At 39.9% G+C, this 26,842-nt stretch carries 31 protein-coding genes, 1 pseudogene and 1 other annotated feature; of the genes and pseudogenes, 5 read left to right on the top strand and 27 right to left on the bottom strand.

Translation table 11 applies throughout. The features are described from left to right. Positions 1–22 precede the first annotated feature (22 nt). From I2484_RS06320 to I2484_RS06370, 11 genes are all read right to left on the bottom strand, one after another. Complete coding sequence (locus tag I2484_RS06320) at positions 23–310, bottom strand: metal-sensitive transcriptional regulator (RefSeq protein ID WP_067209184.1); 288 nt, start codon at positions 308–310, stop codon at positions 23–25. A gap of 326 nt (positions 311–636) precedes the next feature. Then, complete coding sequence (locus I2484_RS06325; protein WP_255551166.1) at positions 637–1,098, bottom strand: DinB family protein; 462 nt, start codon at positions 1,096–1,098, stop codon at positions 637–639. A 9-nt stretch (positions 1,099–1,107) separates the two neighbouring features. Then, entirely contained in the window at positions 1,108–1,881 is a 774-nt protein-coding gene (locus I2484_RS06330) for a Cof-type HAD-IIB family hydrolase (RefSeq protein ID WP_207150192.1), read from the bottom strand. Between the two features lie 76 nt (positions 1,882–1,957). After that, complete coding sequence (locus tag I2484_RS06335) at positions 1,958–2,317, bottom strand: cupin (protein ID WP_207150193.1); 360 nt, start codon at positions 2,315–2,317, stop codon at positions 1,958–1,960. Positions 2,318–2,401: 84 nt separating this feature from the next. Continuing rightward, complete coding sequence (locus tag I2484_RS06340) at positions 2,402–3,223, bottom strand: aminoglycoside adenylyltransferase domain-containing protein (protein ID WP_207150194.1); 822 nt, start codon at positions 3,221–3,223, stop codon at positions 2,402–2,404. 493 nt (positions 3,224–3,716) lie between these two features. Next, complete coding sequence (locus I2484_RS06345) at positions 3,717–4,481, bottom strand: class I SAM-dependent DNA methyltransferase (protein WP_207150195.1); 765 nt, start codon at positions 4,479–4,481, stop codon at positions 3,717–3,719. Positions 4,482–4,630: 149 nt separating this feature from the next. Next, positions 4,631–5,068: a GNAT family N-acetyltransferase gene (locus I2484_RS06350; protein ID WP_207150196.1), complete on the bottom strand. Its 438-nt coding sequence runs from the start codon at positions 5,066–5,068 to the stop codon at positions 4,631–4,633. Positions 5,069–5,125: 57 nt separating this feature from the next. Beyond that, on the bottom strand, positions 5,126–6,064 hold the full coding sequence (locus tag I2484_RS06355; RefSeq protein ID WP_207150197.1) for a DMT family transporter: 939 nt from the start codon (positions 6,062–6,064) through the stop codon (positions 5,126–5,128). 149 nt (positions 6,065–6,213) lie between these two features. After that, the gene (locus I2484_RS06360; protein ID WP_207150198.1) at positions 6,214–6,840 is read right to left on the bottom strand and encodes a class I SAM-dependent methyltransferase; all 627 of its coding nucleotides are present in this window, start codon (positions 6,838–6,840) and stop codon (positions 6,214–6,216) included. A 394-nt stretch (positions 6,841–7,234) separates the two neighbouring features. Further along, a complete protein-coding gene (metG, locus tag I2484_RS06365; protein WP_207150199.1) occupies positions 7,235–8,866 on the bottom strand; it encodes a methionine--tRNA ligase in 1,632 nt (543 codons plus the stop codon). 52 nt (positions 8,867–8,918) lie between these two features. Then, positions 8,919–9,186: a binding site (T-box leader), on the bottom strand. Between the two features lie 202 nt (positions 9,187–9,388). Next, the gene (locus tag I2484_RS06370; protein ID WP_207150200.1) at positions 9,389–9,835 is read right to left on the bottom strand and encodes a GatB/YqeY domain-containing protein; all 447 of its coding nucleotides are present in this window, start codon (positions 9,833–9,835) and stop codon (positions 9,389–9,391) included. A gap of 370 nt (positions 9,836–10,205) precedes the next feature. On the opposite strand from I2484_RS06370, the gene namA reads away from it, so the two are divergent. Then, complete coding sequence (gene namA / locus I2484_RS06375; protein WP_207150201.1) at positions 10,206–11,225, top strand: NADPH dehydrogenase NamA; 1,020 nt, start codon at positions 10,206–10,208, stop codon at positions 11,223–11,225. 180 nt (positions 11,226–11,405) lie between these two features. Here namA and I2484_RS06380 read toward each other — a convergent pair whose 3' ends face one another. Continuing rightward, positions 11,406–12,482 carry an alpha/beta fold hydrolase gene (locus I2484_RS06380; RefSeq protein WP_207150202.1) on the bottom strand — a complete coding sequence of 359 codons (1,077 nt, stop codon included), beginning with the start codon at positions 12,480–12,482 and terminating at the stop codon, positions 11,406–11,408. Between the two features lie 164 nt (positions 12,483–12,646). On the opposite strand from I2484_RS06380, the gene I2484_RS06385 reads away from it, so the two are divergent. After that, positions 12,647–12,883 (top strand): YbaK/EbsC family protein, encoded by a 237-nt coding sequence (locus tag I2484_RS06385; RefSeq protein WP_207150203.1) that lies wholly within the window; start codon positions 12,647–12,649, stop codon positions 12,881–12,883. Positions 12,884–12,982: 99 nt separating this feature from the next. Here the strand turns inward: I2484_RS06385 and I2484_RS06390 are convergent, their stop codons facing one another. Both I2484_RS06390 and tnpA read right to left on the bottom strand, forming a co-directional pair. Beyond that, positions 12,983–14,194 carry an RNA-guided endonuclease InsQ/TnpB family protein gene (locus tag I2484_RS06390; RefSeq protein WP_346014160.1) on the bottom strand — a complete coding sequence of 404 codons (1,212 nt, stop codon included), beginning with the start codon at positions 14,192–14,194 and terminating at the stop codon, positions 12,983–12,985. Further along, positions 14,080–14,503: pseudogene (gene tnpA, locus I2484_RS06395) on the bottom strand (IS200/IS605 family transposase). Before tnpA ends, I2484_RS06390 begins: the two are co-directional and overlap by 115 nt. Positions 14,504–14,613: 110 nt before the next feature. Between tnpA and I2484_RS06400 the strand changes: the two are divergent. After that, positions 14,614–14,931: a YbaK/EbsC family protein gene (locus I2484_RS06400; RefSeq protein WP_207150282.1), complete on the top strand. Its 318-nt coding sequence runs from the start codon at positions 14,614–14,616 to the stop codon at positions 14,929–14,931. 125 nt (positions 14,932–15,056) lie between these two features. On the opposite strand, the gene rnz is transcribed toward I2484_RS06400, so the two are convergent. The 6 genes from rnz to mce form a co-directional block, all read right to left on the bottom strand. Continuing rightward, positions 15,057–15,995: a ribonuclease Z gene (rnz, locus tag I2484_RS06405; RefSeq protein WP_207150205.1), complete on the bottom strand. Its 939-nt coding sequence runs from the start codon at positions 15,993–15,995 to the stop codon at positions 15,057–15,059. 16 nt (positions 15,996–16,011) lie between these two features. Next, a complete protein-coding gene (locus I2484_RS06410; protein ID WP_346014161.1) occupies positions 16,012–17,196 on the bottom strand; it encodes a DNA polymerase IV in 1,185 nt (394 codons plus the stop codon). A gap of 165 nt (positions 17,197–17,361) precedes the next feature. Continuing rightward, the gene (locus tag I2484_RS06415; protein WP_207150206.1) at positions 17,362–17,838 is read right to left on the bottom strand and encodes a chemotaxis protein CheW; all 477 of its coding nucleotides are present in this window, start codon (positions 17,836–17,838) and stop codon (positions 17,362–17,364) included. 15 nt (positions 17,839–17,853) lie between these two features. Next, positions 17,854–18,975 carry a M20/M25/M40 family metallo-hydrolase gene (locus I2484_RS06420; protein WP_207150207.1) on the bottom strand — a complete coding sequence of 374 codons (1,122 nt, stop codon included), beginning with the start codon at positions 18,973–18,975 and terminating at the stop codon, positions 17,854–17,856. Between the two features lie 17 nt (positions 18,976–18,992). Then, a complete protein-coding gene (locus tag I2484_RS06425) occupies positions 18,993–20,540 on the bottom strand; it encodes an acyl-CoA carboxylase subunit beta (RefSeq protein ID WP_207150208.1) in 1,548 nt (515 codons plus the stop codon). Between the two features lie 4 nt (positions 20,541–20,544). After that, positions 20,545–20,955: a methylmalonyl-CoA epimerase gene (gene mce / locus I2484_RS06430; RefSeq protein WP_207150209.1), complete on the bottom strand. Its 411-nt coding sequence runs from the start codon at positions 20,953–20,955 to the stop codon at positions 20,545–20,547. A 110-nt stretch (positions 20,956–21,065) separates the two neighbouring features. On the opposite strand from mce, the gene prli42 reads away from it, so the two are divergent. Then, entirely contained in the window at positions 21,066–21,161 is a 96-nt protein-coding gene (gene prli42 / locus I2484_RS06435; protein ID WP_207150210.1) for a stressosome-associated protein Prli42, read from the top strand. Between the two features lie 68 nt (positions 21,162–21,229). On the opposite strand, the gene I2484_RS06440 is transcribed toward prli42, so the two are convergent. After that, entirely contained in the window at positions 21,230–21,670 is a 441-nt protein-coding gene (locus tag I2484_RS06440) for a BrxA/BrxB family bacilliredoxin (protein WP_207150211.1), read from the bottom strand. 164 nt (positions 21,671–21,834) lie between these two features. Here I2484_RS06440 and I2484_RS06445 point away from each other — a divergent pair, with 164 nt between their 5' ends. Beyond that, a complete protein-coding gene (locus I2484_RS06445) occupies positions 21,835–22,092 on the top strand; it encodes a DUF3949 domain-containing protein (RefSeq protein WP_207150284.1) in 258 nt (85 codons plus the stop codon). A gap of 130 nt (positions 22,093–22,222) precedes the next feature. Here I2484_RS06445 and I2484_RS06450 read toward each other — a convergent pair whose 3' ends face one another. The 6 genes from I2484_RS06450 to I2484_RS06475 form a co-directional block, all read right to left on the bottom strand. Beyond that, on the bottom strand, positions 22,223–22,822 hold the full coding sequence (locus tag I2484_RS06450; RefSeq protein ID WP_207150212.1) for a YpjP family protein: 600 nt from the start codon (positions 22,820–22,822) through the stop codon (positions 22,223–22,225). A gap of 267 nt (positions 22,823–23,089) precedes the next feature. After that, on the bottom strand, positions 23,090–23,869 hold the full coding sequence (locus tag I2484_RS06455; protein ID WP_207150213.1) for a class I SAM-dependent methyltransferase: 780 nt from the start codon (positions 23,867–23,869) through the stop codon (positions 23,090–23,092). Beyond that, on the bottom strand, positions 23,869–24,303 hold the full coding sequence (locus I2484_RS06460) for a BrxA/BrxB family bacilliredoxin (protein WP_207150214.1): 435 nt from the start codon (positions 24,301–24,303) through the stop codon (positions 23,869–23,871). The genes I2484_RS06455 and I2484_RS06460 overlap by 1 nt, the downstream gene beginning before the upstream one ends. Before the next feature lie 255 nt (positions 24,304–24,558). Continuing rightward, the gene (locus I2484_RS06465; RefSeq protein ID WP_207150215.1) at positions 24,559–24,951 is read right to left on the bottom strand and encodes a hypothetical protein; all 393 of its coding nucleotides are present in this window, start codon (positions 24,949–24,951) and stop codon (positions 24,559–24,561) included. Beyond that, positions 24,938–25,414 (bottom strand): helix-turn-helix transcriptional regulator, encoded by a 477-nt coding sequence (locus I2484_RS06470; RefSeq protein WP_207150216.1) that lies wholly within the window; start codon positions 25,412–25,414, stop codon positions 24,938–24,940. Before I2484_RS06470 ends, I2484_RS06465 begins: the two co-directional genes overlap by 14 nt. Before the next feature lie 339 nt (positions 25,415–25,753). Continuing rightward, positions 25,754–26,563, bottom strand: coding sequence for an N-acetylmuramoyl-L-alanine amidase family protein (locus I2484_RS06475; protein ID WP_207150217.1), 810 nt, complete (start codon positions 26,561–26,563; stop codon positions 25,754–25,756). Between the last annotated feature and the right edge of the window lie 279 nt (positions 26,564–26,842).

Below are 26,842 nucleotides of genomic sequence, written 5' to 3' on the forward strand. Positions count from 1 at the left end.
TATGTCAAGCGAGGCACATTTTTTACTTCGTCATTGTTTTCATAACGTCCATCAATTCTTTAATAGCCGCATCACCATTCTGACCTTTAATGGCATTCACTACACAGTGATGTGTATGATCTTCTAACAAGGCTAAAGAAACCTTGTTCATGGCCGATTGAATCGCACTAATCTGATGTAAAATATCGACACAGTAGCGATCATTCTCAACCATTTGATGAACGCCTCTTACTTGTCCTTCTACACGTTTTAATCGATTAAGAAGCTGCTGTTTATTTGGTTGGACTGTTGTTTTTGTGGATTCCTCCATGATCTCGCCTCCTTAAACAGGTACATATACCCCGTATCCCTATCCTAGCATTTTAATTGGAGTGGGTCAATGCGTTCGCTTTTTAGGTTATCTACTCCAAAACGATGCGAGAATTTAAACTGCCGTTCATCTCGATTATCTTTAATTAACGGGTGGCAAGTGGGAAAACCCAATCCGGGTAAACGTCTATAAGTAAAATTCATGTACATTGATAACTGCATCAATCGCTTGCAAGGTCTTCATGACCTTTAGTTGATCAATAAAATCGGCGTTCCTTCCATTAGCTCAATATAGATATATAACCACTTCTTAATGTGAAGTGGTTACTAAATTAAATCTCTAAATATAAGATCAGAAGATACAGGTTTTAATCCTAGATCTCTAGACCAAACAGATAATTGTCCAATATGATGAATTTCATGTGATGTTATATGAGCAATTATTTTATCATATGAGAATGATTTAGTGGTACCATTTCTATTCTTGACCAGCAAAATCCTATCCTGAGCTTCAGATGTATGTGATTTAATAAAGCCCTCTGTTGCTGGTTTGGTTAGATCAGAAAATGTCTTAACATCGTTAAGGCTTAATATTCTATTTATATCTTTAATGATAACAGGTGTTCCTAGCATTTGATTAACCCATATTTGTTCGCAGTCAATTAAATGAAATAGATTATGTATTATGCTCAGCATACCCCCCATACGTTTTTTAGTGAGTTCTTCGTATGAAATAGTTTCACACCACTTAAACCAGTCTTCTCTGATTTGCCAATTATACTGAAACATTTTTATCAATTAAATCACTCCATACTTTTTCAACGCATATTCAATTCCGTCTTCACTTGACTTTTTAGTTACGAAATCTGCAACAGTTTTTAATTTTTCATTCCCATTTTCCATAGCTATACCAAGTCCTACTAATTCCAACATGCCTATGTCATTCTCTCCATCACCAAACGCAATTGCCTTTGATTTATCAATGTCGAAATACTGTAAAACTTTTATTATGGCTAATGATTTAGATACCTCTTCTTGTAATATATTCAACACAAAAGGATGCCATCTATTAAATGTTAGATCGGGAAATTTTTGAATGTATTTCTCAACTGTTTCGTCAGTTGCATACAAGCACATCAAGTAAACCTCTTGATTATAAATCAGTGGGTTTATTTCAGGATAGTTATTCAATGATAAAGTTTCCTTCAATGCTTTTACTATTTCAATATCTTTTACACCATTCATGCTAAAATCTTCAGTGAAGAATGACAGACCTTGATTCTCAGTAGAGGAAAATTCAACCACTTCCCGAATAACATTTTTATCCATCGGCACTTTATGAATAACTTGTTGATTGTGTTTGACATACGCTCCATTCGCAGTGATGAACGTATCTATTCCTAGGTCTTTTATTTCTTCGCACATAGATAATGGTCTTCCAGTGGCCGCCACTACCCTTATTCCTCTGTTTGTTAATGCTTTTATTGCTTCTTTAGTAGTAGTTGAAATACTACCGTCTTCATGGTGCGTTATAGTTCCATCAACATCGAAAAACACAATTTTGTAAGCCATAAAAATCCCCTTTAGAAAAATTAGATGAAAACGACTATAATGAAGAATTGCCTCCTGTTAGTTGAATTACAACTTCCTATTTTTCTCTAATTACCATAAAATCAGACGGGCCTAATTCTTCAGATTCAACTACAATTGCAGTAAGTCCAGTATCAGTTGCAGTTTCGTGTCCTTCGCCTTTTTCCCAATAAACCGCATCACCAATTTTTATATTTACTCTTAATTTATCATCCCCTATTACCCAACCTTCCCCATTTACTATAAGGAGTAATTGTGGAACAACAGCTTGATGAAAGCCAACAATGCCTTTAGCATCTAAATGCATATAACCAATTTGCGTGGTCTTATCCGTTTTCAAAATTCGAGACATAATGAAATCCGAATTAAAATGAGTGATTTTTTTACCGACATCTTTGCCAAACCTATAAAGCTTCATTAAATATCCTCCCCAAATTCACTTATCTTGTAAATGCTATATGTTATAGTAGGCAAACGGGTAGACCAAAATCAGCTGTATTAATCACACTCTATGTTTCTGGATAAAGCAGCGATTGCAGTAACGAATGATATATTTCGAAAATCTTAAAGCCATATCAATTCGCTCTTCATCCGAGATAAAGATTTCCGTCTTGACACCTTTCCGAACATTTATTGCTTCTCTAATTATCTGATGCCACTCCTCTGGCATATGCAGCAATGCGTACTCACCGGCACCAAGTTTGGATACTATGCTGTGTTCCTTTAAGGTATAATATTGGCGCAACAAACCGAGAACGGACCACTCAATTTCTATATCAATCTCTTCTGTCGCTAGTTGTGGTATCTGCTCAATTGAACTCTCAATTTTCCGAATCCGTTGCTCCCAATACGTATTCATATTTTCAGATACATAAGATACTAGATGCAGCGGGTCAACTTCAATTCTAAGTGCTGTTGGTTCAGGACCTATAATGCTAATTCCACTCGTTTTCAATATCCACCAGGTAATGGAGTTGAAATAAGCACCAAAACTCAAGGTTCCACCATTATAGAAAGGATACTTGTTGTCGGCAGCGTCCAGTTTACCAATATCCTCCCACATGATATATGCTCCATCCATTTTCGGATTTTGATAGTTACTAGCTATCATTCCGTGTATTTCAGATAAAACCCCCACCTCACTCTTTGACAAGCGACGGTTTATAATTGCAATAAAATCAATATCACTTGAATCATTCACGTAGGCATTCAGTGCAATTGATCCATGGATATACAATCCTTCTAGGGTATTCGGTAAAAGCTGATGCAACAAGTCGATGTAGTCGTTTAGAACGTTTTGTACAACAGCTGGGATTTTCCGCATTAAGTTCTCCCCTTTTTTAAAAGGCATTTACCTACACTGAAAATAATTCCACCGCTGGCAGAGTGAGTCCTAGTTACTTTGTGCATCATCTTCATTTTTCAGCATCTTAAAATTGGTGTCCATATATCTTCATTAAATGAGTTCATTGCTAGTAAACTTACACACATACAAGCAAAAGTATTGAAACTGTTGCATACTTCCTCGGTTTCATAGAACATATTCCTTCTTTTTCTCCGCTTTGCTAAATTTCCTCTATTATATAGTCGGCACTAACAAATGGAATGTTCTTCCGACACCGCTTAGACGCTAGATTTGTTCGTTATATGGGTGAGGTATACCATCTAGTTAATGCTAAATAAGTAGTGACGAATATATAGTTAGACGAGAAATATGACAGAAGGTTCTAATTACTACCAAACTGCAATCCAATCTGCACCGATTTGATACTAGAAAGGAGCCAGTTCCTATTTACGTCAGAACTCGGCTCCTTTCATTATTTAATCTTACACACATACACCATTGAAATACTTTTCACATTGAGCCCACTTTTATCCCAATCACCGTATACTTGTAAAATCTCAAATCCATTATTTTTAAGCACTCTTTCCATTTCGAGTGGAAACGAATAGCGTAAGGAAATGCCATCTTGCTCATTAGCGATTAAGGTTTCTCCTCTATAAATTTGCCGATCTGTACGATAATGTAAGATTTGGGTCATAGAATTGTATTCTTCACGGTGCAATTCAATGATTTGATTTCCATTTTTATCACTATACTGTTGCTCATACTCATCAACAGTTGCTAACTCATGTAGTAAAGGATTTCGCGTGTCAAAAATAAAAACTCCATCCTTTACCAGATGTTGTCGGACAGTTTGCAATAGGGCATCTTGTACTTCATTCGTCAGGAAATGTTGAAAGGAATTCCCAGTCATAAAAACTAACGAACTTTTCACGGGTAAATTCAACTTCGTGCAGTCTTGCAGTAAAAATTCAATCGAAACCATTTGCACTTTCGCCTTTTGCTTCGCACGTTCCAACATACCCTCATGCAGGTCAACTCCAACCATTTGAAACCCACGTTTTGCCATAGGTATGGTGAGTCTGCCTGTACCGCACGCCAATTCAATGATTGGTTGACCGAGCTTGGCCCATTCTAAAATCACGTTTAGATCCTTCTGATAACCTTCATAAAAGTGGTCATACATTTCAGGATCGGCATATTTCTCAAAGTTCTCTTCAAATGCATTCCTGCTCATTAATTCTTCCCTCCTCCAGTTTTCACCTTGAACTAGAATCCTGCTGGTACACTAAATAGTCTGATTCAAAACAACAATCTACACCCTTTATTAAAAAATAATGAGCCTCGTCGCCTATAGTGTTTGCAATTCTCTATGTGGGAGTACTTTCATATTGAAAAGTAGTAAAAGTAAGTTGACTCTCTTACAAAACCAACTTTTTCATAAAGATTCTGTGCTGCCACGTTTTCCTTAGCTGTTTCAAGTAATACTCCTTTTGCACTAGTTTCCTCAGCATAATCAATTGCCTTTTGGATTAACATCTCAGCAAATCCTTTTTTTCTAGCATATACTTTCACATATAAATCGTTCAACACCCATGATCGCTTCATGCTTACTGATGAAAATGATGGATATAACTGTACAAAACCAATAGGGTTTTTTTCATCAAAGGCTATAAAAATGACTGACTCCTCGTTAACTAACCGCTCCTTTAAAAACTCCCTTGCATCTTCAAGATTAGACTCTTGCCCATAGAACGATCTGTATAAATCAAAGAGATCGGTTAAACAATCAAGCTCATTTACTGTTGCCTTTTGAATGATCATGTAGTGCAACCCCCTCTTATTTTATGGTGCAAAAAGACCGGAATTAACCATCGAATATTACTGCGGTTGGTTTTCCGAAAAAACACTTATAATTCCTAATATAAATAGCATTAATACCCCAATCAATGTAGGGGTAGAACACACAATACGTGGATCGAAAAGTTGGAAAAAGAATGTGAAAGCAGGTATAAAACAAATGGTCATCATGACAAAAAACGGCTCACAATATTGAATCCCTTTTTGCAACAAAAACGTTGGAACGGCTACACCGAAAATGGTTATAAGTACGATCCAATCTATATTTCCCATTAAATAAGTTAGCAAATTATCATACGTCATCAAAAATGAAATGGCAATAATAGCGTAAAATCGATGTGCTAAAATCAAGGAGCTAGTCCATCCTGCATTGCTTAATCTTTTTGAATAAATCGTACATAATACGGCACCTAATCCACATAACACGGAGGCAATAATACCGTATACGAAGTCAGTACTGCTTGTCACTTTAACGCCAGATAGCCCAAATAATGCTGTCATCACTAACAATAAACTAGCTGCAAACGTACCCACTGTAATCAACCACTGTGCCCGCGTCGCGCGTATCTTGCTCTTCGCAATCATTGCAGTTACAATAATCGCAAAAAAGGGGCCGACTCCCATCTCAAGTGAGCTGACGATTGCAGGTTCGATAAATTTCAATGCATAATAAAAGCCCATAAACGCCAAAACAGAACTACCATTCAATTTTACTAAATCATAGCCAAATGATCGTGCTGCAACAGTCAATCGCTTTGGTTGTTTCAATGCAATCACATTGAAAATTAATGCTGTAATAAAAAAACTAACACCTGTAAATAAAAAGGGGTGCACCCCTTGAACTTGATTGGCGTAATATACTTGGCTAATGGACGTAAGTAAGGCTGAAAGTAGCAAAAAGCCCGCACCCATGATCGTTGATTTTGATAAACTTACTTTTGACATTGTTATAGTTTTCAACTTTACCTAGCCCTCTCAGCGAAAATAACCCCTATCTAATAGCACTCCCCATTACATGGGCTCAAAGTTTATAACTGCCTCCACTAATTACAGAAAAAAAAGAGCTGTCCAAACAACTCATTTTCTCTTTTCAACAATAAAATTTGCATTTACCTCGTTAGCATAAATACGCCGCCGCAATGCGATACAGGATGAAATTTACATGTATAGACGTTTTTTAACGATGCATTGATTTCATTGGAGACAAAATAAAACTCATCCTCATCCCAATAGTCAATGCTAGCATTTCGACAAACTTCAAGTTCCCAGCGTGTACGGAATGCAATATCCCCAATGAATATTTTTCCATTCACTGTAAGCAGAGGAAGCAAACTCTTAATAAATGTTACTTTCTCTTCATCCGCCAAATGATGCAACGCATATGTGCTTACAATAGCGTCATACTTATTATCTTTAAAAGAATCAGGTAAGCCCTTTGAAATATCCCACTCCATTAAATTCGCCAATGGCATTTTAGATTGGGCTATAGCAATCATCCTCGTAGAAAAATCTAAACCATCTATACGATGCCCGTTTTCATAGAGTTGACTCGTTAAAACCGCTGTGCCAAACCCAATATCTAAAACGTTTGATTGCTTGTTCTGCATGATTTCCTTAAAAATAGTATTCAATACATTTTTGTATCCAGCAAACGGATACAAATTATTGTCTTCACTTAACTGTACTGTTTGATCATAGTCATTCGCCCATAAATTAAACCCTTGCTCATTAAGCATAAATGCTCCCCCTCTAATTCGAACGAGCAATCGAGTAGACCTTTTAAACAATTTGATATCCCCGATTAGCCGCCGATCGTTTTCCCTAAGACATTGCGACAATAGACAAAAGTAGTTTTTTTCATCATAAATTCCACCTTTCATAGATATATAAATATTATCATAATATTGCGCATTTAGGAATCGTTTAATATGGAGGTAATTGCTTATTGAGGGAATCTAGTCCATTTTTTTGTGAAATAGTTTAGTATTTTAGACTTTCTGACGAAACACTTAGCCATATTATCCACCATTTTATTTCCCCTATCAATGCTTCCTAGGGAGTAGGCCTCCATGTTAGAAGCTTACAACGTTGGATAGCGGTTTAGTTATTGTCGTTCTCTCGGTCATTTGCTTATATCGCATTCAATTTTAGCTTCTCTAATTCAACCTCAATCTGATTTAAATCGATTCGTTCAAATAAAGGGTTTACTTTAAAGGTATGGTAAGCTAATTCTTCTATGGGCACCCACGTAAATGGAGCTAAATGTAACATTTCTTTCACTTTATCACTCGAAAAAGGTAGGAACGGCGATAATAATTGAGCACAATTCGCAATAATATGCACACATGTAAGCAAGATGTTCTCGCACTCTTCCCTGTTATTATAGATTTCTTTCCAAGGTTGTTTTGTATCAAAGTATTTATTTCCGAAACGAATGGTTTCAAAAATCGTTTCAATCGCTTGTTTAAAATGACCTTGTTCAATCAAGTGACCAATTTCACCGTATCTAGATTGAATCATTTCTACTATATCGACATCTATGTTTCCAGAAATAGCACCTTCAAATGACTTATCTATAAACTTCAACGTCCTATTTACGAGGTTGCCGTAAGCACCAAGGAGCTCAGTATTATGACAGAAAATGAATTCTCGCCACGAAAAATCAGCGTCTCTATTTTCAGGTGCATTTGCAGTTAGAAAATATCGAATCGAGTCAGGATTATAGCTTTCCAAAATGTCGGGAACCCACACAGCCCAGTTTTTGCTCGTTGATAGTTTCTGCTTTTCTAATGTTAAGTACTCGTTCGACACAATATGTGTCGGAAAAGCATCCTTTTGAATACCTGATAAAATAGCTGGCCAAATAATCGTGTGGAAGGGAATATTGTCTTTTCCATGTACATAATAAGATACGGTCTCTTCATTCCAAAAAGCGTCATCACTTTGATTGGTATCATTCGCCCATTGTTGACTGGCCGAATAATAACCTGAAACTGCTTCAATCCAAACGTACACCTTTTTATCCTCATAACCTTGCACTGGGACACTTACTCCATTTGGTAAATCTCTGGACACTGCGCGATCATGTAAACCTTCTGTCAAATACCTCTTTGATAAATGGATGGCATTTTCTCTCCACGCTTTGTTTGCTCGAACCTTCTTAACTTGCTCTTCTAGCTCTTGTTGAAATGAACTTAATGAGAAATAGAAGTGTTCTGTTGCCTTTGTGGTTGGTTCATTGCCACAAATTTTACACTTCCGGTCAATTAAATCTAGCGGATCAAGGATGGTTGAACAATTATCACATTGATCCCCACGAGATGGATGCCCACAGTTCGGACAAACCCCCTCCACATACCGATCCGGTAAAAATTGTTGGTCGAACTCACAATAGGTTTGTTCAATTTCTTTTTTATAAATGTATCCATTCTCAAGCAGCTGCAAGAAAATCCGCTGGACGACTTCATGATGTTGTTGACTATCGGTTCGGGAATACAAATCATAACTAAATCCAAGTTTCGCAAAGCTTTCTATAAATTCTTGATGATAGCGATCTGCGATATCTTGAATCGCTACCCCTTCTTGACTAGCCCTAATCGAAATCGGTGTACCATTACAATCGCTACCTGACACATACAAGACGGATTCCCCTTTTAGTCGATAATACCTCGCTAAAATATCACCCGGCAACAACGCTGCGATATGACCTAAATGCAATGACCCATTGGCATACGGCCACGCACCACCAATAAAAATACTCAATCGAATTCCTCCTTTTTAAGGCATACAAAAAACCCCGCCACTTATCGTTTCCGATAAGGACGAGGTTGATATTTCACTCGTGGTACCACCTTAGTTCACAAATGGCTCACACCACTTGTCTTAGTAAGTACGTAGCTACAGTTATGCTAGTATACTCTGACATTTGTAACAAGTGCCAAATCTTGTTGCAGCCTACTCATCCGCAGATTTTCAGTGCAAAGCTCGGAGATCATGTTCATCAGACTAGTTTGCTTCATTTCCACCAACAGAAGCTCTCTATATAACATCGTCTCATTACTTTTCCTCGTCATCGCCGTTTAGTATAAGGTTAAAATTGATTATAGAGAATTGTGTGTGCAAATGCAACTGCTAAACAAACGTATCTCGTTGTTCAAGTGTAGCGCAACGTCAGCGATATACTACATGGGATGATTTCATTCAAAACGTCTAATATATTTAAGTCCTTATTATTATTTGTTCTTCTATACCCGTCTTGTAGCGATTAATTATTGATTTTTTATACTACAACAACATTTTCACAACTTTGCTGATCAAACCGCCTTCAGCTTTGCCTTTTAGTTCAGACATTGCAAGTCCCATCACCTTGCCCATATCTTGCTTACCGGAAAAACCATTCGATTCGATGATACTCTTAATAATTGTTTGGACTTCATCTTCGCTAAGTTGCTTAGGTAGATATAATGTAAGATACTGAATGCGATTTTCAAGATTAGTTATCATCTCATCCTTATTAGACTGTTTCGCGTACATCAGAGACTCCTGAGTTTGCTTAATTTCCGTTTGGACGATTTGCATAACTTCCGCATCGCTAAGGTCTATACCATCATTTTTATCAATTTCTTTTTTTTGAATCGTACTTAAAACCAAACGAATACTTGTTAATTCTTCTTTATTTTTCGCTTTCATGGCTACTTTCATTGAATCTTTTAGTTGTTGTTTAAGCGTCATTTAAAAAACTCCCTCTTCTAATTCATATTCTACCTATTCCTATTTGTAATTATATCCTACATTCATTACTTTTGAAAAAATAATGAAGTGTGCCTGTATTTGTTCAAAAGACAAACAATTCACTATTCTTGACCGCCACATTTTCCATACTTGAATTCCTCTAAGGTGTCAGTCTGATTCTTAAAATTAAGATGAAATTGATACATCGATTGCTTTTCTATTTTACCAAAACCATTCAAATATAAGTAGAGTGCTACCAATACAATTCAAAACTGTGTTGATGCCAGGTATCTTTTTCAAGTCGGGACCCCTGCCTTATACTCGCGCCTTTGTTATACTAATCGTGTTAAACATTAAGGGGGTTAAGAAAATGGCAATGTTATTTGAACCATTTACAATACGCGATGTTGAATTTAAAAACCGTATCGTTATGTCGCCGATGTGTATGTATTCGAGCCATAACGAAGACGGAATGATTGAGGATTGGCATAAGACTCATTACGCCACGCGTGCAGTCGGTCAAGTTGGCCTGATTATTGTTGAAGCGACAGCTGTACAACCTGCGGGACGTATTTCTGCACAAGATCTTGGCATCTGGAGCGATGATCATGTTGCAGGATTAACAGAAGTGGTCCGTCTCATGCAGCAGCATGGTGCGAAAGCGGGTATCCAGCTCGCACATGCCGGACGAAAAGCGACAGTTGACGGCGATATCTATGCACCTTCAGCAATTGCATTTAATGACAAGTATAAATCACCTTTTGAAATGACTATAGACGATATAAAAACGACTGTCCAAGCATTCAAAGAAGGTGCAATTCGAGCGAAGAAAGCTGGGTTCGACGTCATCGAACTCCATGGTGCACATGGCTATCTTATCAATGAATTCTTATCGCCTTTATCTAATAAACGGACGGATAATTACGGTGGCACTGCAGAAAACCGCTATCGCATGTTACGTGAAATTATCGACGCAGTACGTACCGTTTGGGAAGGTCCCCTTTTCGTCCGAATATCCGCGCATGATTACACTGACGGAGGCATGACGTCCATTGCATACGTCAAAATGGCGAAGTGGATGAAAGAGCAAGGCATCGATCTAATTGATGTTAGTTCTGGAGCGGTCGTTCCAGCTGCAATTGATGCATTCCCTGGCTATCAAGTGAAGTTTTCGGAAACAATCAAAGAAGGCGCCGATATAGCAACAGGTGCCGTTGGCTTGATCACTTCTGGTATCCAAGCAGAAGAAGTCTTGAAAAATGGCCGTGCCGATATGATTTTGCTGGCTCGCGAACTATTGCGTGACCCGTACTGGGCCTATACAGCGGCAAAAGACCTTCGTGTTGAGATTCAGTCACCGAAACAGTATGAGCGAGGCTGGATGTTTTAAAGAACAAAAGCGCAAGCGCCTGTTCAGCCCCGACAGAAGCAACTCGTGGGGCTATGCGCTGGAGTCTAGACGGAAAATCTCTACGTTACTACTTATCCACAGTATGAGATTTTATAATTACCTAGACAACAAAAAAAGCAGTAGCACTACTCCCTATTGGGAGTAGTGCTACTGCTTTTTTTAGTGAGATGCTACTAGAGCCTTCTCTTTGATAGCAATCATTAGCGTATGGAATTTATCCATCTCTTCGAAATGTGGGAAGTGTGCAGATTCCTCGAACCATATAAACTGTTTGTCAGGCGCGCTCAACTTTTTATAGTAGTTGTAAGCATCTTCAGATGGCGTAATATAATCATATCTTCCCATGCAAAGATAAACAGGAACGCTTAATGCGGGGACAGTTTTAAAAAAATTAGAATACTGGATTTGCGGCAGTATCGCATTTTTCGACAACCAGCTACCGAATGCCATACGTATTCCATCCGCCCATGTGTATTCAGGTGCAAATAATATCCCTTTAAGCAGTTCTTTCTGCGTATGACTCTTGCGTTCGGCGCCCCCAAAATCAGTAATCCACTTCTGCTCTAGCCTTGTAACTTTACTATAATCCTTATAAGGGGGAGGTCCAATACTTTCAAGTTCCTTCACCGCTTCTGCATTATTTCGTTTTCGTGCTTCATCAAGTACAAATTGATACGACAAATGTTCACCGAACGGAGCATCTGCAACTTGTCCTATACCTATATAAGCATAGAAATGCTCAGGAAATTGTTGAACTGTCAATGTTGCTAACATACTCCCCCAAGAATGTCCGACTATAAAAATTTTGGGTTGGTTAAATTTATGTTCCAGGTACTTTGTTAGATCGAGTGTGTCTTCAACTAGATTGTCGATTTGTAAATCTTCAACAGTTAGATTCCAATGATAAGACTTTCCAGAACCCCGTTGATCCCAATTGACGACGATGAAATCCTTTTCCAAATCCCTTTGATATTGTCGTGCATAAGCGATTTGAGAGTAGCCTGGTCCGCCATGAAGGAATAGTAAAATAGGATTACGCTGATCATTTCCGCGAATAAGGACCGACTGTTTAATGCCGCCTAGTTCAATTTGTTCAAGCGTAGAGACACTATTTGGAAGCAGTGCTCTGCTTTCATCTCTAATTCGAGGAGTCCAAGACGGAAAAATAAACGCAAGGATGGGTAGGCATAAGAAAAACAATACGTATCGGAAACGTTTGCGTTTAATAATTTTCATGATGAGACAATCACTCTTTCCATTAATTACAGTACTCTAACTATACACTTTTAGCCTAGCGCATAAACGTTCTTTATTAATGATTCCAATAAAAATGAAGGAAAAGGCTATAAACTTGTAGAATATTGCCTATTAAACGAAAATGCTTGAAAGGGTTGGGATGAATGCAGAACTTAACGACAAATGTTCAGAAAGTACAGGAGAAACTACTAGAGTTGGGACATCTAAACAAGGTCGTCCAATTGACAGACAGCGCCCGAACTGCTCAAGAAGCGGCGGATGCCTTAGGATGTAAGGTCGCGCAGATTGCTAAATCAATTATCTTCAAAGTGAACCTCTTTGCAATAAATTACCGAGCATCCGCACAAAGTAGAAACCTCCAAGTAATTAGGGGGATCTAGTTAGGCAGATACACAAAATAATGTGTTTTCCGTTTCATTGAGCCGGCCATTGCCGCACTCTCCACGAAGGCACGTTCCGCACCTTATGATACTTAGGTATTAAGCAATCTGCTCCAAGACGAGTCTCAAGATGTTTTTGGCTGCGTTGACATCGCGGTCGTCTACATAGCCACACCGACAACGGTGAACTCGCTCTCCTTTTGTTTTTCTTACGATTTCTAGACAGTTTGAACATTGTTGAGTTGTGTTATATGGATTGACAAGCAACACTTGCTTACCAGCTTTTGCAGCTTTGTAAGTCGTGTAGTCAATGAGTTTTCTCCATGCACTGTCGACAATACTTTTCGCATAATCATGACTTTTCACCATCTTTTGAATGTCCAAGTCTTCAAATACAAGTAGATCATACGCGTCTACAAGATTCCTTGCTGTTTGATGTGCTGTATCTTTTCGCTTATTCGCAATATGTTCATGCAGCTTTGCTAGTTGATGAACTGCTTTCTTACGTCGATTCGAACCACGCTTTTTCTTGGATACCAATCGTTGCTTCTTCTTTAGTTTGTGCTCCAGTTGCTGTAGGTGTTTGGGGTTATCGTGAAAATTCCCGTCCGACGTGATTGCGAGATGTCTGACACCCAAGTCGATGCCTACAGCACGCTGGTTTTTCTTTTTAAGTTTTCGTGCATTAATTTCACAGGAGAAGCTGACGAGAAACTGTCCATTCTTATGAATAATTTGACATGTTTTCACTTGCCCTTTCATGACCCGATGGCGATTGATTTGTATTTTCCCGATTTTGGAGAGCGTTAAGAAGTTTCCTTCGATCTTGAATCCGCTTTGTGGATACGTAAAAGAGTGGTAGTGATTTCGTCCTTTGAAGCGAGGAAATCCAGCCTTCTCACCTGTTTTCACACGTCTGAAAAAGTTTTGATAGGCCCCATCAAGTCTTTCTGGCACATTTTGCAATACTTGAGAATGAATGCCTTTAAATTCAGGCAACACTTTTTTAAGTGCAGGAAGCTCTTTCTTTTGTGTGTAAAACGACAGGCATTTCCCCTGTTTTTCATAGGCAATCATACGCTGCTCAAGCCCTGAGTTATACAACCAGCGACACAGATTCAACGTATGGTAAATCTGTTCCCGTTGTTCTGGCGTTGGAGCTAACTTAAATTGATAGGCCGTCATCGTCATCATCATCAATAGCCACCCCCTTTCTGTTGTCGATCGATATATTTTTTGATGTTTTCTTCTGAAGTAGACCCAATGGTCTCTAGATAATAGCTGCCATTCCATAAACGGCCTTTCCAGCATTTTTTTCAATTCGGGATATTCCACAAATAGCTTTCGAGCTGAAATCCCTTTTAACATTTTCGCCATGTAACAAGGAGCAATTTTTGGATGTCCTGAGACAAACACATGGACGTGGTCTTGTTCTCCCACTTCGATTTTGTGTAGAATAAAGTCTTTATCTTTCGCGAAGTCATGACAGACTTCTTTTAGCCTTTCTTCAATTTTTGTCGTTAAAAAAGGATGACGATATTTCACAGACCATACTAAGTGATAATTGACGTTATATACGCAGGTTCTCGCGTGAACTAAGTGTTGTTTTCTTATACGCATAGCATACCGCATTTAACCCATTATTCACACTACTTAACGATAGAGTTCAATACATATAGTTCGAGACCTTGCGATTCATCTCCCCAATGAATTAGGGAGGATTCTCGCAAATTAACCTAAAAAGTACAAACCAACCGCTATTGGTTGTTGCGAGTGGAAGCAATCGTATTGATGAGAAATTAATTGCTCAAAGACTAAATGATAAACTAGGTAAAGCCGATGCTGATTTTGTCCGCGAATCCACAGGATTTGTTATTGGCGGGGTTCCTCCATTAGGGCATAAAAACCCTGTGCTAACTTTAATTGACGAAGATCTTTTCCAGTATGAAACAATCTGGGCTGCTGCTGGGCATCCCAAATCCGTGTTTCAATTAACACCTGATGAATTGGAAAAAATGACAAAGGGACAAGTGGTCCCTGTTATATAATGTTTGATAATTACACAAAACCCGATTCTTCCTGCAATAGGTAGAAGTCGGGTTTTTGCTTACATATTTTGACGAAAACACTGCTATACCGGTCGAAGAGGACCCTTATCACCCCGACTACATGTTTAGTACCGAATAACTTCGCCATTTTTCCATTCGAACCGTGAGAAGTCTTCCGCGATATGAAGTGCAGGGAAAATGGCTTCCCCTTGTTTCTGCAATTGCGCCACGTCGCTGGGCATGAAACGGGCACTAATATGATTGGCAATTAGCGTTTTCGCTCCTGCTTCTAGAGCTACCCGTGCTGCGTCACCGATTGTTGAATGGCCATATTCTTTCGCCAGATTTCCCGTCTCTATATCGAACGTAGCCTCGTGAACGAGAATATCCACGTCTTGCGCCAGTTCAACAGCAGCGGAACAATAATTGGTATCGCCTAGAATAGCAATCGTAAATCCTTCTTGCGGTTCCCCAGTGACGTCCGAACTGACTACAACTCGCCCGTCCTCTAATACCACATCTTCTCCGCTCTTCAACTGTTTCAGTAGCGGACCATTTGGTACACCCGCTTCTTTCGCCTTTGCAATGAGTAATTTTCCAGGGAGTGGCTTTTGCTCAATCCGATATCCTAAAGACGGGATAATATGCTGTAAACTTTTCGCGGTTACACGGTAATCGGCATCTTCAAAAACAACGCCTTCCCCGATTTCATGAACAATTAGCTCATAGTTTAAATGCGTGTTGGTCACGCGCAACGTTGTCTTCAGCCATTCATCCAATCCGGAAGGCCCGTATATGTCAAGTCGCTCCTCACCACCAAGGAATGATCGCGAGCCAATCAATCCAGGCAATCCGAAAATATGATCGCCATGCAGATGCGTGATAAATATCTTGGCGATCTTCCGTGGTTTTAGCGTTGTATGTAATAGCTGATGTTGCGTCGCTTCCCCACAATCAAACAGCCAGTAACCTTCTCCTTCAGCCGACAAATTCAAGATGACGGCTGACGTATTACGCATTTTGGACGGCATACCCGCACCTGTCCCCAAAAAATGTAGTTCCATAACGGATATCCACCTTTCATTTCATGCCCCGCTTCACTGTTCCGGGACCGAATTTTTGTTCCAACTGCAAAAGCAAAGTATCCATTGTCTCTTCTTTTACATGTTTTTCAAAATTAAAAATCGATAGCTGTTCATGTAATTCATCCATCATAACCACATTTGAAACGGTAATACCAAGAAGTCGAATTGGTTCGCCATCCCAATGCCTTGTAAACAAATCTGCAGCTTCTTTGTATATATCTTGTTCTTTATAAAGCGGATTAAGGACCGTTCGGCTACGCGTATGATTACGCCAGTCGGCTGTACGTATCTGAATCATAACGACTGTACCGGCTAATTGTCTATTATCAAGACGGTTCGCTACTTTAGACGCCAGCCATTTGAAAACCTTCAGGCATTCATCCAAATCAGTTTCATCTACTGGTAATGTCGTTGAGCTGCCGAAACTTTTTCGTTCGTCAGCAGCTTCAGGGTCTACAAGACGGTAGTCAATACCATTTGCACGTTGGTGTAGACTGATGCCGTGTTTCCCAAAAGACGATTTGATGGTGATTTCATCTAATCTTGCCAAATCCCCGATTGTGTAAATGCCCAACCCATTCATCTTTTTCTCTGTACTCTTCCCAATTCCGTGCATTTCAATAACTGGAAGCGGCCACAAAATTGATTCAATTTCCCGCTTCCGTAAAATCGTTATACCCATAGGCTTTTTCATATCTGAGGCAGTCTTTGCGAGAAACTTATTCGGCGCAATTCCAATTGAACAAGGTAGGTCGAGTTCCTGTAATAGGCGTTGTTGCATAGAGGATGCAATATTGACAGCATTGGTTAATCCACCAATCGCAGTAATATCGATGTACGCCTCATCAATTGACACCGGTTCTACAAGGTCTGTATAGGTTCGGAGCAAGTCAAAAACCGCAGACGACGCGATTCGATACTTTTCGAAGTCAGGCGGGACAATTACTAGTCCCGGACATAGCCGTTTCGCTTCGCCGACGGTCATCGTCGTGTAAATGCCAAGCGCTCTCGCTTCATATGAACACGTCACAAGTATGCCTTTGCGTGCTTTGGGATTACCCGCAACCGCCATTGGGATTCCTTTCAAAGAAGGGTCATGTGCTTGTTCAACGGATGCGAAAAAACTATTCATATCAAGATGTAGAATGACCTTTGCTTGCGATTCACTAAACGTTGTCACGACACATTCCCTTCCCTCATTTTATTTCTCTAATGTTGAAAAAAATGCCATTGAATTTGCTAAGCCAAAAGACGCCTTCACTTAGGTTATTTTAGTTATTCATATGATCAATATAGTTAATTATAACATGCAAAAACCGGACAGATGACGCTGCCCGGCTTACAGTTAACTTTCTTGAGCTAGTTGTGCTTCCACGTACTCGCCGATTTTATCCATCCCAGCAAGCGTTTGGGATAAAATAAGCGGATCGACAACAGTTATCATTCGGTTTTCTAAATTAGCGACTGTCGTGAAATAAGGTGTTCTTGAGTATGCCATAAGTCCCGATGAAGTTAAAGTACTTTCAGGGATATCAAGAATTTCTTTCGCATCCAGAACGAGAAGTCCGATGTATAAACTGCCAGTTTGGACTACCACAACACGTGCATCTTCATATCCTTTTGCAGTTTTACCATAAAGAATCTGTTCAAAATCCAGAATTGGAACAAGTTCCCCTCGAATCCGCATTAGTCCGAGCATATAGTCGGGGAGATGTGGTATCGGGTTTACTTGTTCGAGACGCTCGATTGACACGACATTATCAACAGCAATCGCGTATTCCTCGTTACCACACTGGACAATAACTGCTTTCAAATCACTCATTCTATACCCCGCCTTTTACTTATTCGCTGTTACATGTACGATTTCAAGCAAGAGTTCTGTCAGCTTGTTCAACTCTTCAACAGGCATCCGTTCATTTTTCGTGTGAATTTCTTCGTAACCGACAGCTAATGTAACTGTCGGGATACCTGCGCCGTTGAATACATTACCGTCACTTCCACCGCCGCTAGTCATTAGCTCTGGCGTCAGTCCGATATTCTTGATAGCTTTCATCGCTGTTTGCACGACTTCTGCGTCTTCTTCGAAACTAAATCCAGGATACATAAGCTGAACTTCTGTTTCAGCTGTTCCACCCATTAGTTCAGCAGTCCGCTCAAATGTACGAATCATATGTTCAGTTTGTTCATTCAGCTTTTCTTGATTGATAGATCTTGCTTCCGCTAAAATACGCACTTCATCACAAACAATATTCGTTGCTTGTCCACCTTCAAAGCGTCCGATATTAGCAGTTGTTTCTGAGTCAATGCGACCCAGTGACATTGCAGCAATCGATTTCGCTGCTATATTGATGGCAGAAACTCCTTTTTCAGGTGCAACGCCAGCATGTGCTGTTTTGCCATGGATTGTCGTCCATAATTTCGCCTGGAATGGTGCAGCAGTTACGATGCCGCCCACTTTTTGGTCACTGTCGACTGCATAGCCATATTTCGCTGTAATCAATGTCGAATCCATCTCTTTCGCGCCGACTAGGCCACTTTCTTCGCCAGCTGTAATAATGAACTGAATATCGCCATGCGCCTTTCCGCTTTCTTTCAATGTACGTGCCATTTCAAAGAGGGCCGCAATCCCCGCTTTATCATCTGCGCCAAGAATTGTCGTGCCGTCAGAATAGACATATCCATCTTCACGTAATTCAGGTTTAATACGTTGACCAGGTACGACAGTATCCATATGACATGTGAAATAAATCGGATCGATGCCCACAGCAGTCCCTTTTAGCGTCGCAATTAAGTTGCCTGCACCATGGCCAGTCCGATCGTCAGAATCATCTTCCTCAACGTCAAAACCGAGTGCTTCCATTTTTAGTGTTAAAACATCGGCAATCGCGCGCTCGTTTTTCGTTTCAGAATCAATTTGTACAAGTTCAAAAAATTCTTCAAGCAGTCTTTGTTTATTCATTTAAAGCATCCCCTTAATTATAACGGCATATTACCGTGTTTCTTCTTCGGTCTAGTTTCTTGCTTGTTGCGCATCATGTCAAGTGCTTGCAATAGTTTAATACGTGTTTCACGCGGATCAATAACGTCATCGACCATGCCGTGTGATGCCGCAACGTAAGGATTTGAGAATTTCTCTCGGTACTCCTCGATTTTTTCTGCACGCATTGCTTCCGGATCATCGCTATTGGCAATTTCTCTGGCAAAGATGATATTTGCAGCGCCTTGCGCACCCATAACTGCAATTTCAGCATTTGGCCAAGCATAGACAATATCCGCTCCGATTGATTTGGAGTTCAGTGCAACATATGCACCGCCAAATGCCTTTCGAAGGATAACCGTTATTTTTGGCACAGTTGCTTCCGAATAAGCATACAAAATTTTTGCACCGTGGCGAATTATACCACCATGCTCTTGTTTAATACCTGGGAAGAACCCAGTCACATCTTCAAACGTAATGATTGGAATATTGAAAGAGTCGCAGAATCGGATGAAACGTGCAATTTTATCGGATGAATCAATATCTAGCCCGCCTGCCATAACTTTCGGCTGGTTACAAACAAGGCCGACCGGTTCCCCTTTCATACGGGCCAATCCGACGACAGCATTTCTTGCAAATTCAGCTTGAACCTCCATGAATGAGTCCGTGTCGACGACTTGTTCGATGACCCTCCGTATGTCATATGGACGAATTGTTTCATATGGCACGACGTCCGCTAAATTTGTACGGTAATCATCTGCTTCATCATAAGCCGCAACTGGCGGTTTTTCGTTATTATTTTGCGGTAAATAAGCTAGTAATTTCCGGACATTTTCGAGAACAGTCTTCTCATCTTTACCACGGAAATGAGCATTCCCACTAATCGAGTTATGTACTTTCGAACCGCCAAGATCTTCTGACGATATCTTCTCTCCAGTAACCGTCTCAATTACTTTCGGTCCTGTGATGAACATCTGGCTCGTTTCATCCGTCATAAATACAAAGTCTGTAATGGCTGGCGAATAAACTGCGCCGCCTGCACAAGGCCCGAGAATGACCGATATTTGCGGAATAACACCAGAGTAGATAGCGTTACGATAGAAAATTTCACCATAGCCGTCAAGTGAAACGACACCTTCTTGAATCCGTGCGCCGCCCGAATCATTCAATCCGATGAATGGTGCGCCATTTTTAGCAGCGAGATCCATGACATTGGCGATCTTCATTGCATGCATTTCCCCTAGCGCTCCTCCGAAAACAGTGAAATCTTGTGAGAATAAATAAATCGGCCTGCCGTTAATTTTTCCGTAGCCTGTCACCACACCGTCCCCGGGGCCTACCTGCTTGTCCATACCAAAATCACGAGTACGGTGAACAACAAACGGATTTAATTCAACAAATGAGTTCGGATCTAGCAGTAGGTCAATTCGTTCTCTTGCTGTCAATTTTCCTTTTTCATGCTGTTTAGCAATTCGCTCGTCTCCGCCACCAAGTTCGATTACTCTTTTTCTATCATACAATTCATTAATTTTATCATAGATATCCATTTTGTCAGTCCCCTTTGCCGCTTTTATCACATAGCTCATACAAAACACCGAATGATGATTTAGGATGGAGGAACGCCACTTCTGCTCCGCCAGCACCCGGTTTCGGTTCTTCTTGCAGTAATTGAACACCTTTTTCTCGCAGTTCAGCCATCCTTGAACGAATATCGGTCACGCCGAATGCGATATGATGAACACCTTCGCCACGTTTTTCGATAAATTTTGCAATTGGTCCATCTTCCCCCAGTGGTTCCAATAGCTCAAGCTTAATATTGCCAGCGTCAATGAACGCGACACGCACGTTCTGACTAGCGACTTCTTCAACTGCTAAAAGCGTTAGCCCGAGCGTATGTATGTAATAGTCTAGTGATACATCGATACTTTTCACAGCAATTCCAACGTGGTCTACTTTTCGCATACCAATTCCCCTCCCCCTATTGTACATTTTACCTCATTAAAACGACTATATGTTGTGATATTCATAAATTCTGTTAAAATAGAACTATTAAGCTTAAGGAGTTTTGACTAATGAGCAACCCTAAAGTACAAAAAGTTATCGTTTTAGTAATGGTTGGCGCAATGCTTGCTTCAAGTGTTATGTTCGGTCTTAGCATGATTATGTAAAAACAAAAAACAGTCCGTATGTGCATCTAGCACGTACGGACTGTTTTTTCACTTTATAGTTTTTCTTTTTACAGCTCTTCGCAATATTCCTCGAACTGGCTTTGTAGGTTTGTCACAACGGACATTGGATCATGCCCTTCGATTTCATATCGACCAACTTCAGCTACCATCTTGCCATCTTTCAATAGTACGAATGATGGTGATGAAGGCAGATGATCTTCTCCGAAAAGCATACGTGCTTGTGCAGTTGCTTCTTTGTCTTGACCTGCGAACACAGTTACTAAGTGATCCGGTCGTTTGTCATAATGCACTGCATGTGCAGCCGCTGGGCGTGCGATACCGCCTGCACAACCACAAACTGAGTTAACCATAACAAGTGTAGTACCTGAACGTTTAAAAGCATCCTCAACGAGCTCAGGCGTAGTCAGTTGCTCATATCCACTAGCTTCCATCTCCGAACGTGCTGTTTTAAGGATATCATTCATATAAAGATCAAAATTCATATTCATGTATAATCAAACCCCTCTCTATTTACTTCTATATCATAGCAGGACAGGGAGTTTCCTGCAAAAAATCGATTTCGAAATAAATAATAACTTAGAACGAAACCTTTTCCTGTTTCTTTCGTAAAACTACTAACGACTAATTATTCGAAAAGGAGGGACAAGAAGTGATGGAATTCTGGGTCATCGGTTCGGTATTGGTGATTTACTTTCTTATTATGATTCCAATTCAATATAACAATATTGCAGTAACAAAAAAAGAGTTAAAAGAGTCTGGTTTGACGCATAATGAGACCTATGAAGAAATGAGTTTTGAGCAACAACAGTTACAACTTAATCTGCAAGGCAATCTCTTTAATTTACCGGCCACATTAATTGCACAATTTATTTATTTCTTGCGTCACCGAGGCAACAAAGAGGTTAAATAGGCTGTTGATAATTTGAACAAGGGAATCCTACCTCAATTTCATCGAGGTAGGATTCCCTTGTTCACTGTATGTTTGATCTGTAATTCGTCAGTTCGAACCCAATATCAATAAAAAAACACCCCGGGCATGGTCACGATAACCACTTAGGAGGTGTGTCTTTTGCCCAATAAATATCACCAATTGAATGATGGGCTGTAAATTCATCAGCGGCAATATGATAGTGGAAATTGTAATAGTAGCCGTCTTTTGGCCTTTTTTCAGTACGAACATGGAAACGGATAAGGTCTTTTCTGTCTTCAAGATCATACACATTGAAAATTTTCTCTGAATAGTCCCCGGCAGGCTTTTCACTGATAGCAAGACGACGCTTATGTAGATCCCCGGAACTTGCAAGTGTCATTTGAATGGCTTCCTCAATTTTCGGGAAAATAATGCTGTCAAATTCATCAGCAATTACCGGACCAACTTTCGTACCGAATTTCATGTACGAAAGCTTCTTCGCAGACGTGATAAATAAATCTTCTAGGGAGTCCGAACTGCCTTCTAAACTATCATTGGTTAACGAGTCTTCTAACCCAATCGAATAATCATTACTTTGTGGTGGAGCAACTGCATGCTTGGAAACACCTTTGTCTTGTAAGTTTGTCCAAATTTCATGATTCGGTGAAATGGCACCGAATGTCAAGAGTGCTACGGCAACAATGAGCGTTTTCTGTAACCATTTTTTCACTACACTTCACCCGCAATTGTTATTATTTTTGTTCACAAGTAGTTTATTTGACGAAAAAGTATTGAAAAGGTTTCTTCTTTCTTATTTTCATTGTACAATAAAAATGAAGATAATTGTATGTTTTTTTGAAGGAGGGTATCACTGATGGATGTGAATCTGTTTATCGGTATCGGAATGCTGGCATTGCTCGTGTATCTTAGCTCATTGAATTTCACCCACTAATATCAATAAACGCCGTCGCCCTCAATTTGAGGAGGACGGCGTTTTTCATTTTTCGATAAAAGCGAAATGGAACTTCGTATTTGGTCTGATTTTTCGTTTCATATCAAATTGCTCGAATACGGGTGAATCAAACCGATCTTTCACCACAACACGTCGCTTACATACACGTTGGGCTTGTTCTATCCATTCATCCGTCAGCGTACTATGCACGCCAGCTTGACGCAATGGTGTAAAATTGGTCGATTCCGAAATGGGTGCATGAAACATCGGATCGATATAGACAATATCCCATGATGAATCAGCTTGGAGGCTCAAAAACTCAACCGCTTCGGACTGGATGACTTCGATCCGGGTCATAGCCTGAACAAGTTGCTCCGACTCAGATGGAAACGAACGAAGCCCCCGATCCGTTATGAACGCGACTGCAGGATCAGCTTCTATGCCCAATACTTTGCCGCTTTCACCTGTTATGAAAGAGGCGATGATACTGTCAGAACCAAGCCCAAGTGTACAATCCAGAAACGAATCATCTTTTTTCAATTGAGTTATCTCGATTAGTGGGTCCGTTTCACCTAGCAATAACCGTTTCAATCTGAATGCTGCAGAATTTGGATGAAAGAAAAACGGTTCTTCCATTCCAATACGATACAAATCATAGCGATTTTTCCCCGCCACAATAACATCAGAACCGTTCGTGTTTTGTATTCGGGCAACCGCTTGTTTTTTACGTTCGACAATCGGGTAGCCTAGAATTTCAGACGCTTCTAACGCAAGTTGTAGCGATTGATCATCAGGCCTGCCAGCAGTCGTGATGACTGTACTCATTATTTACAAACTTGATCGAGTACTTCCGATAGATGGTCTTTAATTTGCCCCATCTCAAAATTCTCGATTTGTTCTCTTGGAATAAAGTACGCGAGTGCCCCGTCTTTCCAAAGTGCGATAGAAGGTGAGCTAGGCGGTACTTCCGGGAAATAATCCCGCATCATAGCTGTTGCTTCTTTATCTTGTCCTGCAAATACTGTAAACAAGTGATTTGGTGTATGTTCAGCTTCCTCTAATGCTTCTCTCACTGCCGGACGCGCAAGACCTGCGGCACATCCACAAACCGAGTTGATAACGACAAGCGCTGTCCCCTCGAGTGTCTTCATTCTTGCTTCAACGTCCTCAGCCGTCGTCAGTTCCGTAAATCCATTTTGTGCAAGTTCTTCACGCATCGGTTTCACGATGCCCTTCATGTATTCGTCGTAAGCATTCATATTATTAATCCCCTTTCACTCTATCTAAAATAGTGCTTGTTGTTAACGGTTTTTCTATCTTTCATATTACCTTGTCCTTCATATTATTTCACTAAATAGCGACTAAATTTGGTGAAATTATGATTCCCTTCGAATTGTGGCAGCAGCTGGCACCACACTCTGGGTAACAAAGGACAAACTAAACAATCTCTAGGAGCATATAGGACACAAATATCCCCTTCAACTCCGCTTCGGCGCTTGAGGACGCCTCCCGCCTTAAGCATTATTTCTCATGAAAAATCCTCTCGAAAAAATCCTCACAAATAATTGACCTGTAAAAAAAACTAACGCAACAAATATAACCGCGCCATCTCGGCCAACAGGTTTAAACCAGCCACTCTCATCCACAATAAAATTAGAAGCCAAAAACACTGATAATACGCCAGTTATTATATTCACACAAAAAATGTAACGCAGTTTTACTGCTCCTGATAAAAGACCTGATACTACCACGTACAAAATAGAGCCCGCGAGTAGAAAAGAAGCTTCTTCGTGTTTCATATGCTGTCCATATTCGTAATAATGAAAAAGGAACGGAGCCGGAATTAAAGACACAATCAACCATAGTACTTTCACAAGACCCTCCCTAACAAATTTACTTTTCGCCATCGTCAGGTGACTCTCCTTTGAATAACTCACGTAAACGAGTTAAGGCTTCTTGCTCTTCAAACGAGCTATACCATCTATAATTTTTGTCGTCTAAAATTCGATAATGTTGGCTAATTACATTTTGTTGTAATCGAAAACTCCCTTGATTATCAATTTCTTGCCACCAAACTCTTCCTCCCATTGACTTATCTCTTGGTCTATCTATACCATTATGAGCAATAGTTTCAATTATTTCTAAAGGTTCATCCCCTAAAACTGACCGCAAAATTTCACTATCTCTGAATAACGCACAGACCGCAATTACATTTGCCCAGCCCGATAACGTTCTTCCTTTTTCAATTTGGATAAGTGTTTTTTTGGATATGCCCATAATGTCTGCCATTTTTTCTTGAGAATAATTTTTTTCTAACCGAATAAGTCTAATTTTACTGGAAATAAGTTCAATCATTTGCTCTTTATTCATATGTTACTTCCTTCCCCAAGGTTACTTACGACACCTATTGGTGTAATATTACACTAACAGGGAATAGGTATCAAGATTTACTTTTCCATTATTTAAGATTTTGTCGGACTACTACTTTGAATTTATAGAAAGAGCCACTCAATCGGTTCTTTGTACATTCACTAATTCAATTAATATTCTATCTTGAATCCTAAACACTTTTCCCATCGCAGTAATTAGGTCATAATTAAAACAAGCCATCTTCTCAATCAAGAAAAGATGGCTTGTTTCGTTTTCACCATGGTTCTAGTTGCAGCTAATCTTTTTCATTTCACCTACTTACGAATAAATGACAAGCATTTACTTCCCATCTACCAAAAGGCCACGTTCAATCGCTACATACAAGAGCCCAATTGCATCCGAGTCCGTCAACGTTCCCTTCAATAGCTTGTCATGCCAAGTTGGGGGTAACGGGCCTTCTGCCATCTTTTCAAGTCGTTTTAAAACGGCGCTTGTCGAATTGATAACTGATTGCGATGATGGTTTATACAATTTATTCGCCCCTTCCTTTGGTGATAGTAGCGGACTGCTTCCCTTAGCTGTTAGCAGCTGCAATTTAAAGTAGATAGCCAATCCTTCTGCGATTGCCTCACCTTGGGCTTGCAAATAGTGATTATCCCGTAACTTTAGTATGTCAACTGTTGAATCCATAAAGCCTCCCTCGCTTAAGAATGCCGGCATAGCGGATTCCCGAAGAACGTGGAAGTTGGCACGCTTCATCCCACGATCACTTATCCCCATAGCCATTACAATCCTAGGATGAATAGCGCCCGCAATTTCCATTGACTTTGGGTTCGCTGTTGGGTTGTCCATTGTATATGTTTCAATACCACTATGACTGCCCCATTTATCCGCTAGGGTATTATGATGGATAGAAGCATATACATCGGCTTGCCATTCGTTCGCTAGAGTTGTGCGTGTAGTAAGCGGAACATCTGTCTTACCGGTCGGATCATCCACACGTAGAATTTCCACGTTTTTGTATGTCTTTAGTTTAGCAATCGCGTATTTGGCTACTTTATTGTTAAACGACCACTCCCGCTCGTCATCCGGAGAACGTTTACCAGGTGTATTGAATCCGTGCCCAGCATCAATTACTATTTTTACCATTTTTCGACACCTCCTTTACGTGTCCTATCAAAAAGTATTAGTCTTTTTTAAATTGCCACGGCAATCTAAAAATACCTTTCTATCTATACTATTCACAATGTGTTTGGGGATGGCGGCACTTGTCCGTTTTTGATTAAATATATAGAGGACATGCCAAAAACTAATGTTTTAAGTTGTCCATTTTATATTAAACTAACCCTAGACGTTGGATGTATAGTTGCTTTTAGAATTCTTTGGATTGAATGACTTTTAAACGATTACCGTGATGTCTGGATGTGT

It is taken from the genome of Sporosarcina sp. E16_8, from assembly GCF_017347095.1.
Lineage (GTDB): Bacteria > Bacillota > Bacilli > Bacillales_A > Planococcaceae > Sporosarcina.

What these genes read in the sequence shown, in the direction of transcription:
- I2484_RS06320 (WP_067209184.1), bottom strand. Translation starts at nt 310, where the DNA reads ATGGAGGAATCCACAAAAACAACAGTCCAACCAAATAAACAGCAGCTT.
- I2484_RS06325 (WP_255551166.1), bottom strand. Translation starts at nt 1,098, where the DNA reads ATGTTTCAGTATAATTGGCAAATCAGAGAAGACTGGTTTAAGTGGTGT.
- I2484_RS06330 (WP_207150192.1), bottom strand. Translation starts at nt 1,881, where the DNA reads ATGGCTTACAAAATTGTGTTTTTCGATGTTGATGGAACTATAACGCAC.
- I2484_RS06335 (WP_207150193.1), bottom strand. Translation starts at nt 2,317, where the DNA reads ATGAAGCTTTATAGGTTTGGCAAAGATGTCGGTAAAAAAATCACTCAT.
- I2484_RS06340 (WP_207150194.1), bottom strand. Translation starts at nt 3,223, where the DNA reads ATGCGGAAAATCCCAGCTGTTGTACAAAACGTTCTAAACGACTACATC.
- I2484_RS06345 (WP_207150195.1), bottom strand. Translation starts at nt 4,481, where the DNA reads ATGAGCAGGAATGCATTTGAAGAGAACTTTGAGAAATATGCCGATCCT.
- I2484_RS06350 (WP_207150196.1), bottom strand. Translation starts at nt 5,068, where the DNA reads ATGATCATTCAAAAGGCAACAGTAAATGAGCTTGATTGTTTAACCGAT.
- I2484_RS06360 (WP_207150198.1), bottom strand. Translation starts at nt 6,840, where the DNA reads ATGCTTAATGAGCAAGGGTTTAATTTATGGGCGAATGACTATGATCAA.
- I2484_RS06370 (WP_207150200.1), bottom strand. Translation starts at nt 9,835, where the DNA reads ATGACGCTTAAACAACAACTAAAAGATTCAATGAAAGTAGCCATGAAA.
- namA (WP_207150201.1), top strand. Translation starts at nt 10,206, where the DNA reads ATGGCAATGTTATTTGAACCATTTACAATACGCGATGTTGAATTTAAA.
- I2484_RS06380 (WP_207150202.1), bottom strand. Translation starts at nt 12,482, where the DNA reads ATGAAAATTATTAAACGCAAACGTTTCCGATACGTATTGTTTTTCTTA.
- I2484_RS06385 (WP_207150203.1), top strand. Translation starts at nt 12,647, where the DNA reads ATGCAGAACTTAACGACAAATGTTCAGAAAGTACAGGAGAAACTACTA.
- I2484_RS06390 (WP_346014160.1), bottom strand. Translation starts at nt 14,194, where the DNA reads ATGCTGGAAAGGCCGTTTATGGAATGGCAGCTATTATCTAGAGACCAT.
- rnz (WP_207150205.1), bottom strand. Translation starts at nt 15,995, where the DNA reads ATGGAACTACATTTTTTGGGGACAGGTGCGGGTATGCCGTCCAAAATG.
- I2484_RS06415 (WP_207150206.1), bottom strand. Translation starts at nt 17,838, where the DNA reads ATGAGTGATTTGAAAGCAGTTATTGTCCAGTGTGGTAACGAGGAATAC.
- I2484_RS06420 (WP_207150207.1), bottom strand. Translation starts at nt 18,975, where the DNA reads ATGAATAAACAAAGACTGCTTGAAGAATTTTTTGAACTTGTACAAATT.
- I2484_RS06425 (WP_207150208.1), bottom strand. Translation starts at nt 20,540, where the DNA reads ATGGATATCTATGATAAAATTAATGAATTGTATGATAGAAAAAGAGTA.
- mce (WP_207150209.1), bottom strand. Translation starts at nt 20,955, where the DNA reads ATGCGAAAAGTAGACCACGTTGGAATTGCTGTGAAAAGTATCGATGTA.
- prli42 (WP_207150210.1), top strand. Translation starts at nt 21,066, where the DNA reads ATGAGCAACCCTAAAGTACAAAAAGTTATCGTTTTAGTAATGGTTGGC.
- I2484_RS06440 (WP_207150211.1), bottom strand. Translation starts at nt 21,670, where the DNA reads ATGAATATGAATTTTGATCTTTATATGAATGATATCCTTAAAACAGCA.
- I2484_RS06445 (WP_207150284.1), top strand. Translation starts at nt 21,835, where the DNA reads ATGGAATTCTGGGTCATCGGTTCGGTATTGGTGATTTACTTTCTTATT.
- I2484_RS06455 (WP_207150213.1), bottom strand. Translation starts at nt 23,869, where the DNA reads ATGAGTACAGTCATCACGACTGCTGGCAGGCCTGATGATCAATCGCTA.
- I2484_RS06460 (WP_207150214.1), bottom strand. Translation starts at nt 24,303, where the DNA reads ATGAATGCTTACGACGAATACATGAAGGGCATCGTGAAACCGATGCGT.
- I2484_RS06465 (WP_207150215.1), bottom strand. Translation starts at nt 24,951, where the DNA reads ATGGCGAAAAGTAAATTTGTTAGGGAGGGTCTTGTGAAAGTACTATGG.
- I2484_RS06470 (WP_207150216.1), bottom strand. Translation starts at nt 25,414, where the DNA reads ATGAATAAAGAGCAAATGATTGAACTTATTTCCAGTAAAATTAGACTT.
- I2484_RS06475 (WP_207150217.1), bottom strand. Translation starts at nt 26,563, where the DNA reads ATGGTAAAAATAGTAATTGATGCTGGGCACGGATTCAATACACCTGGT.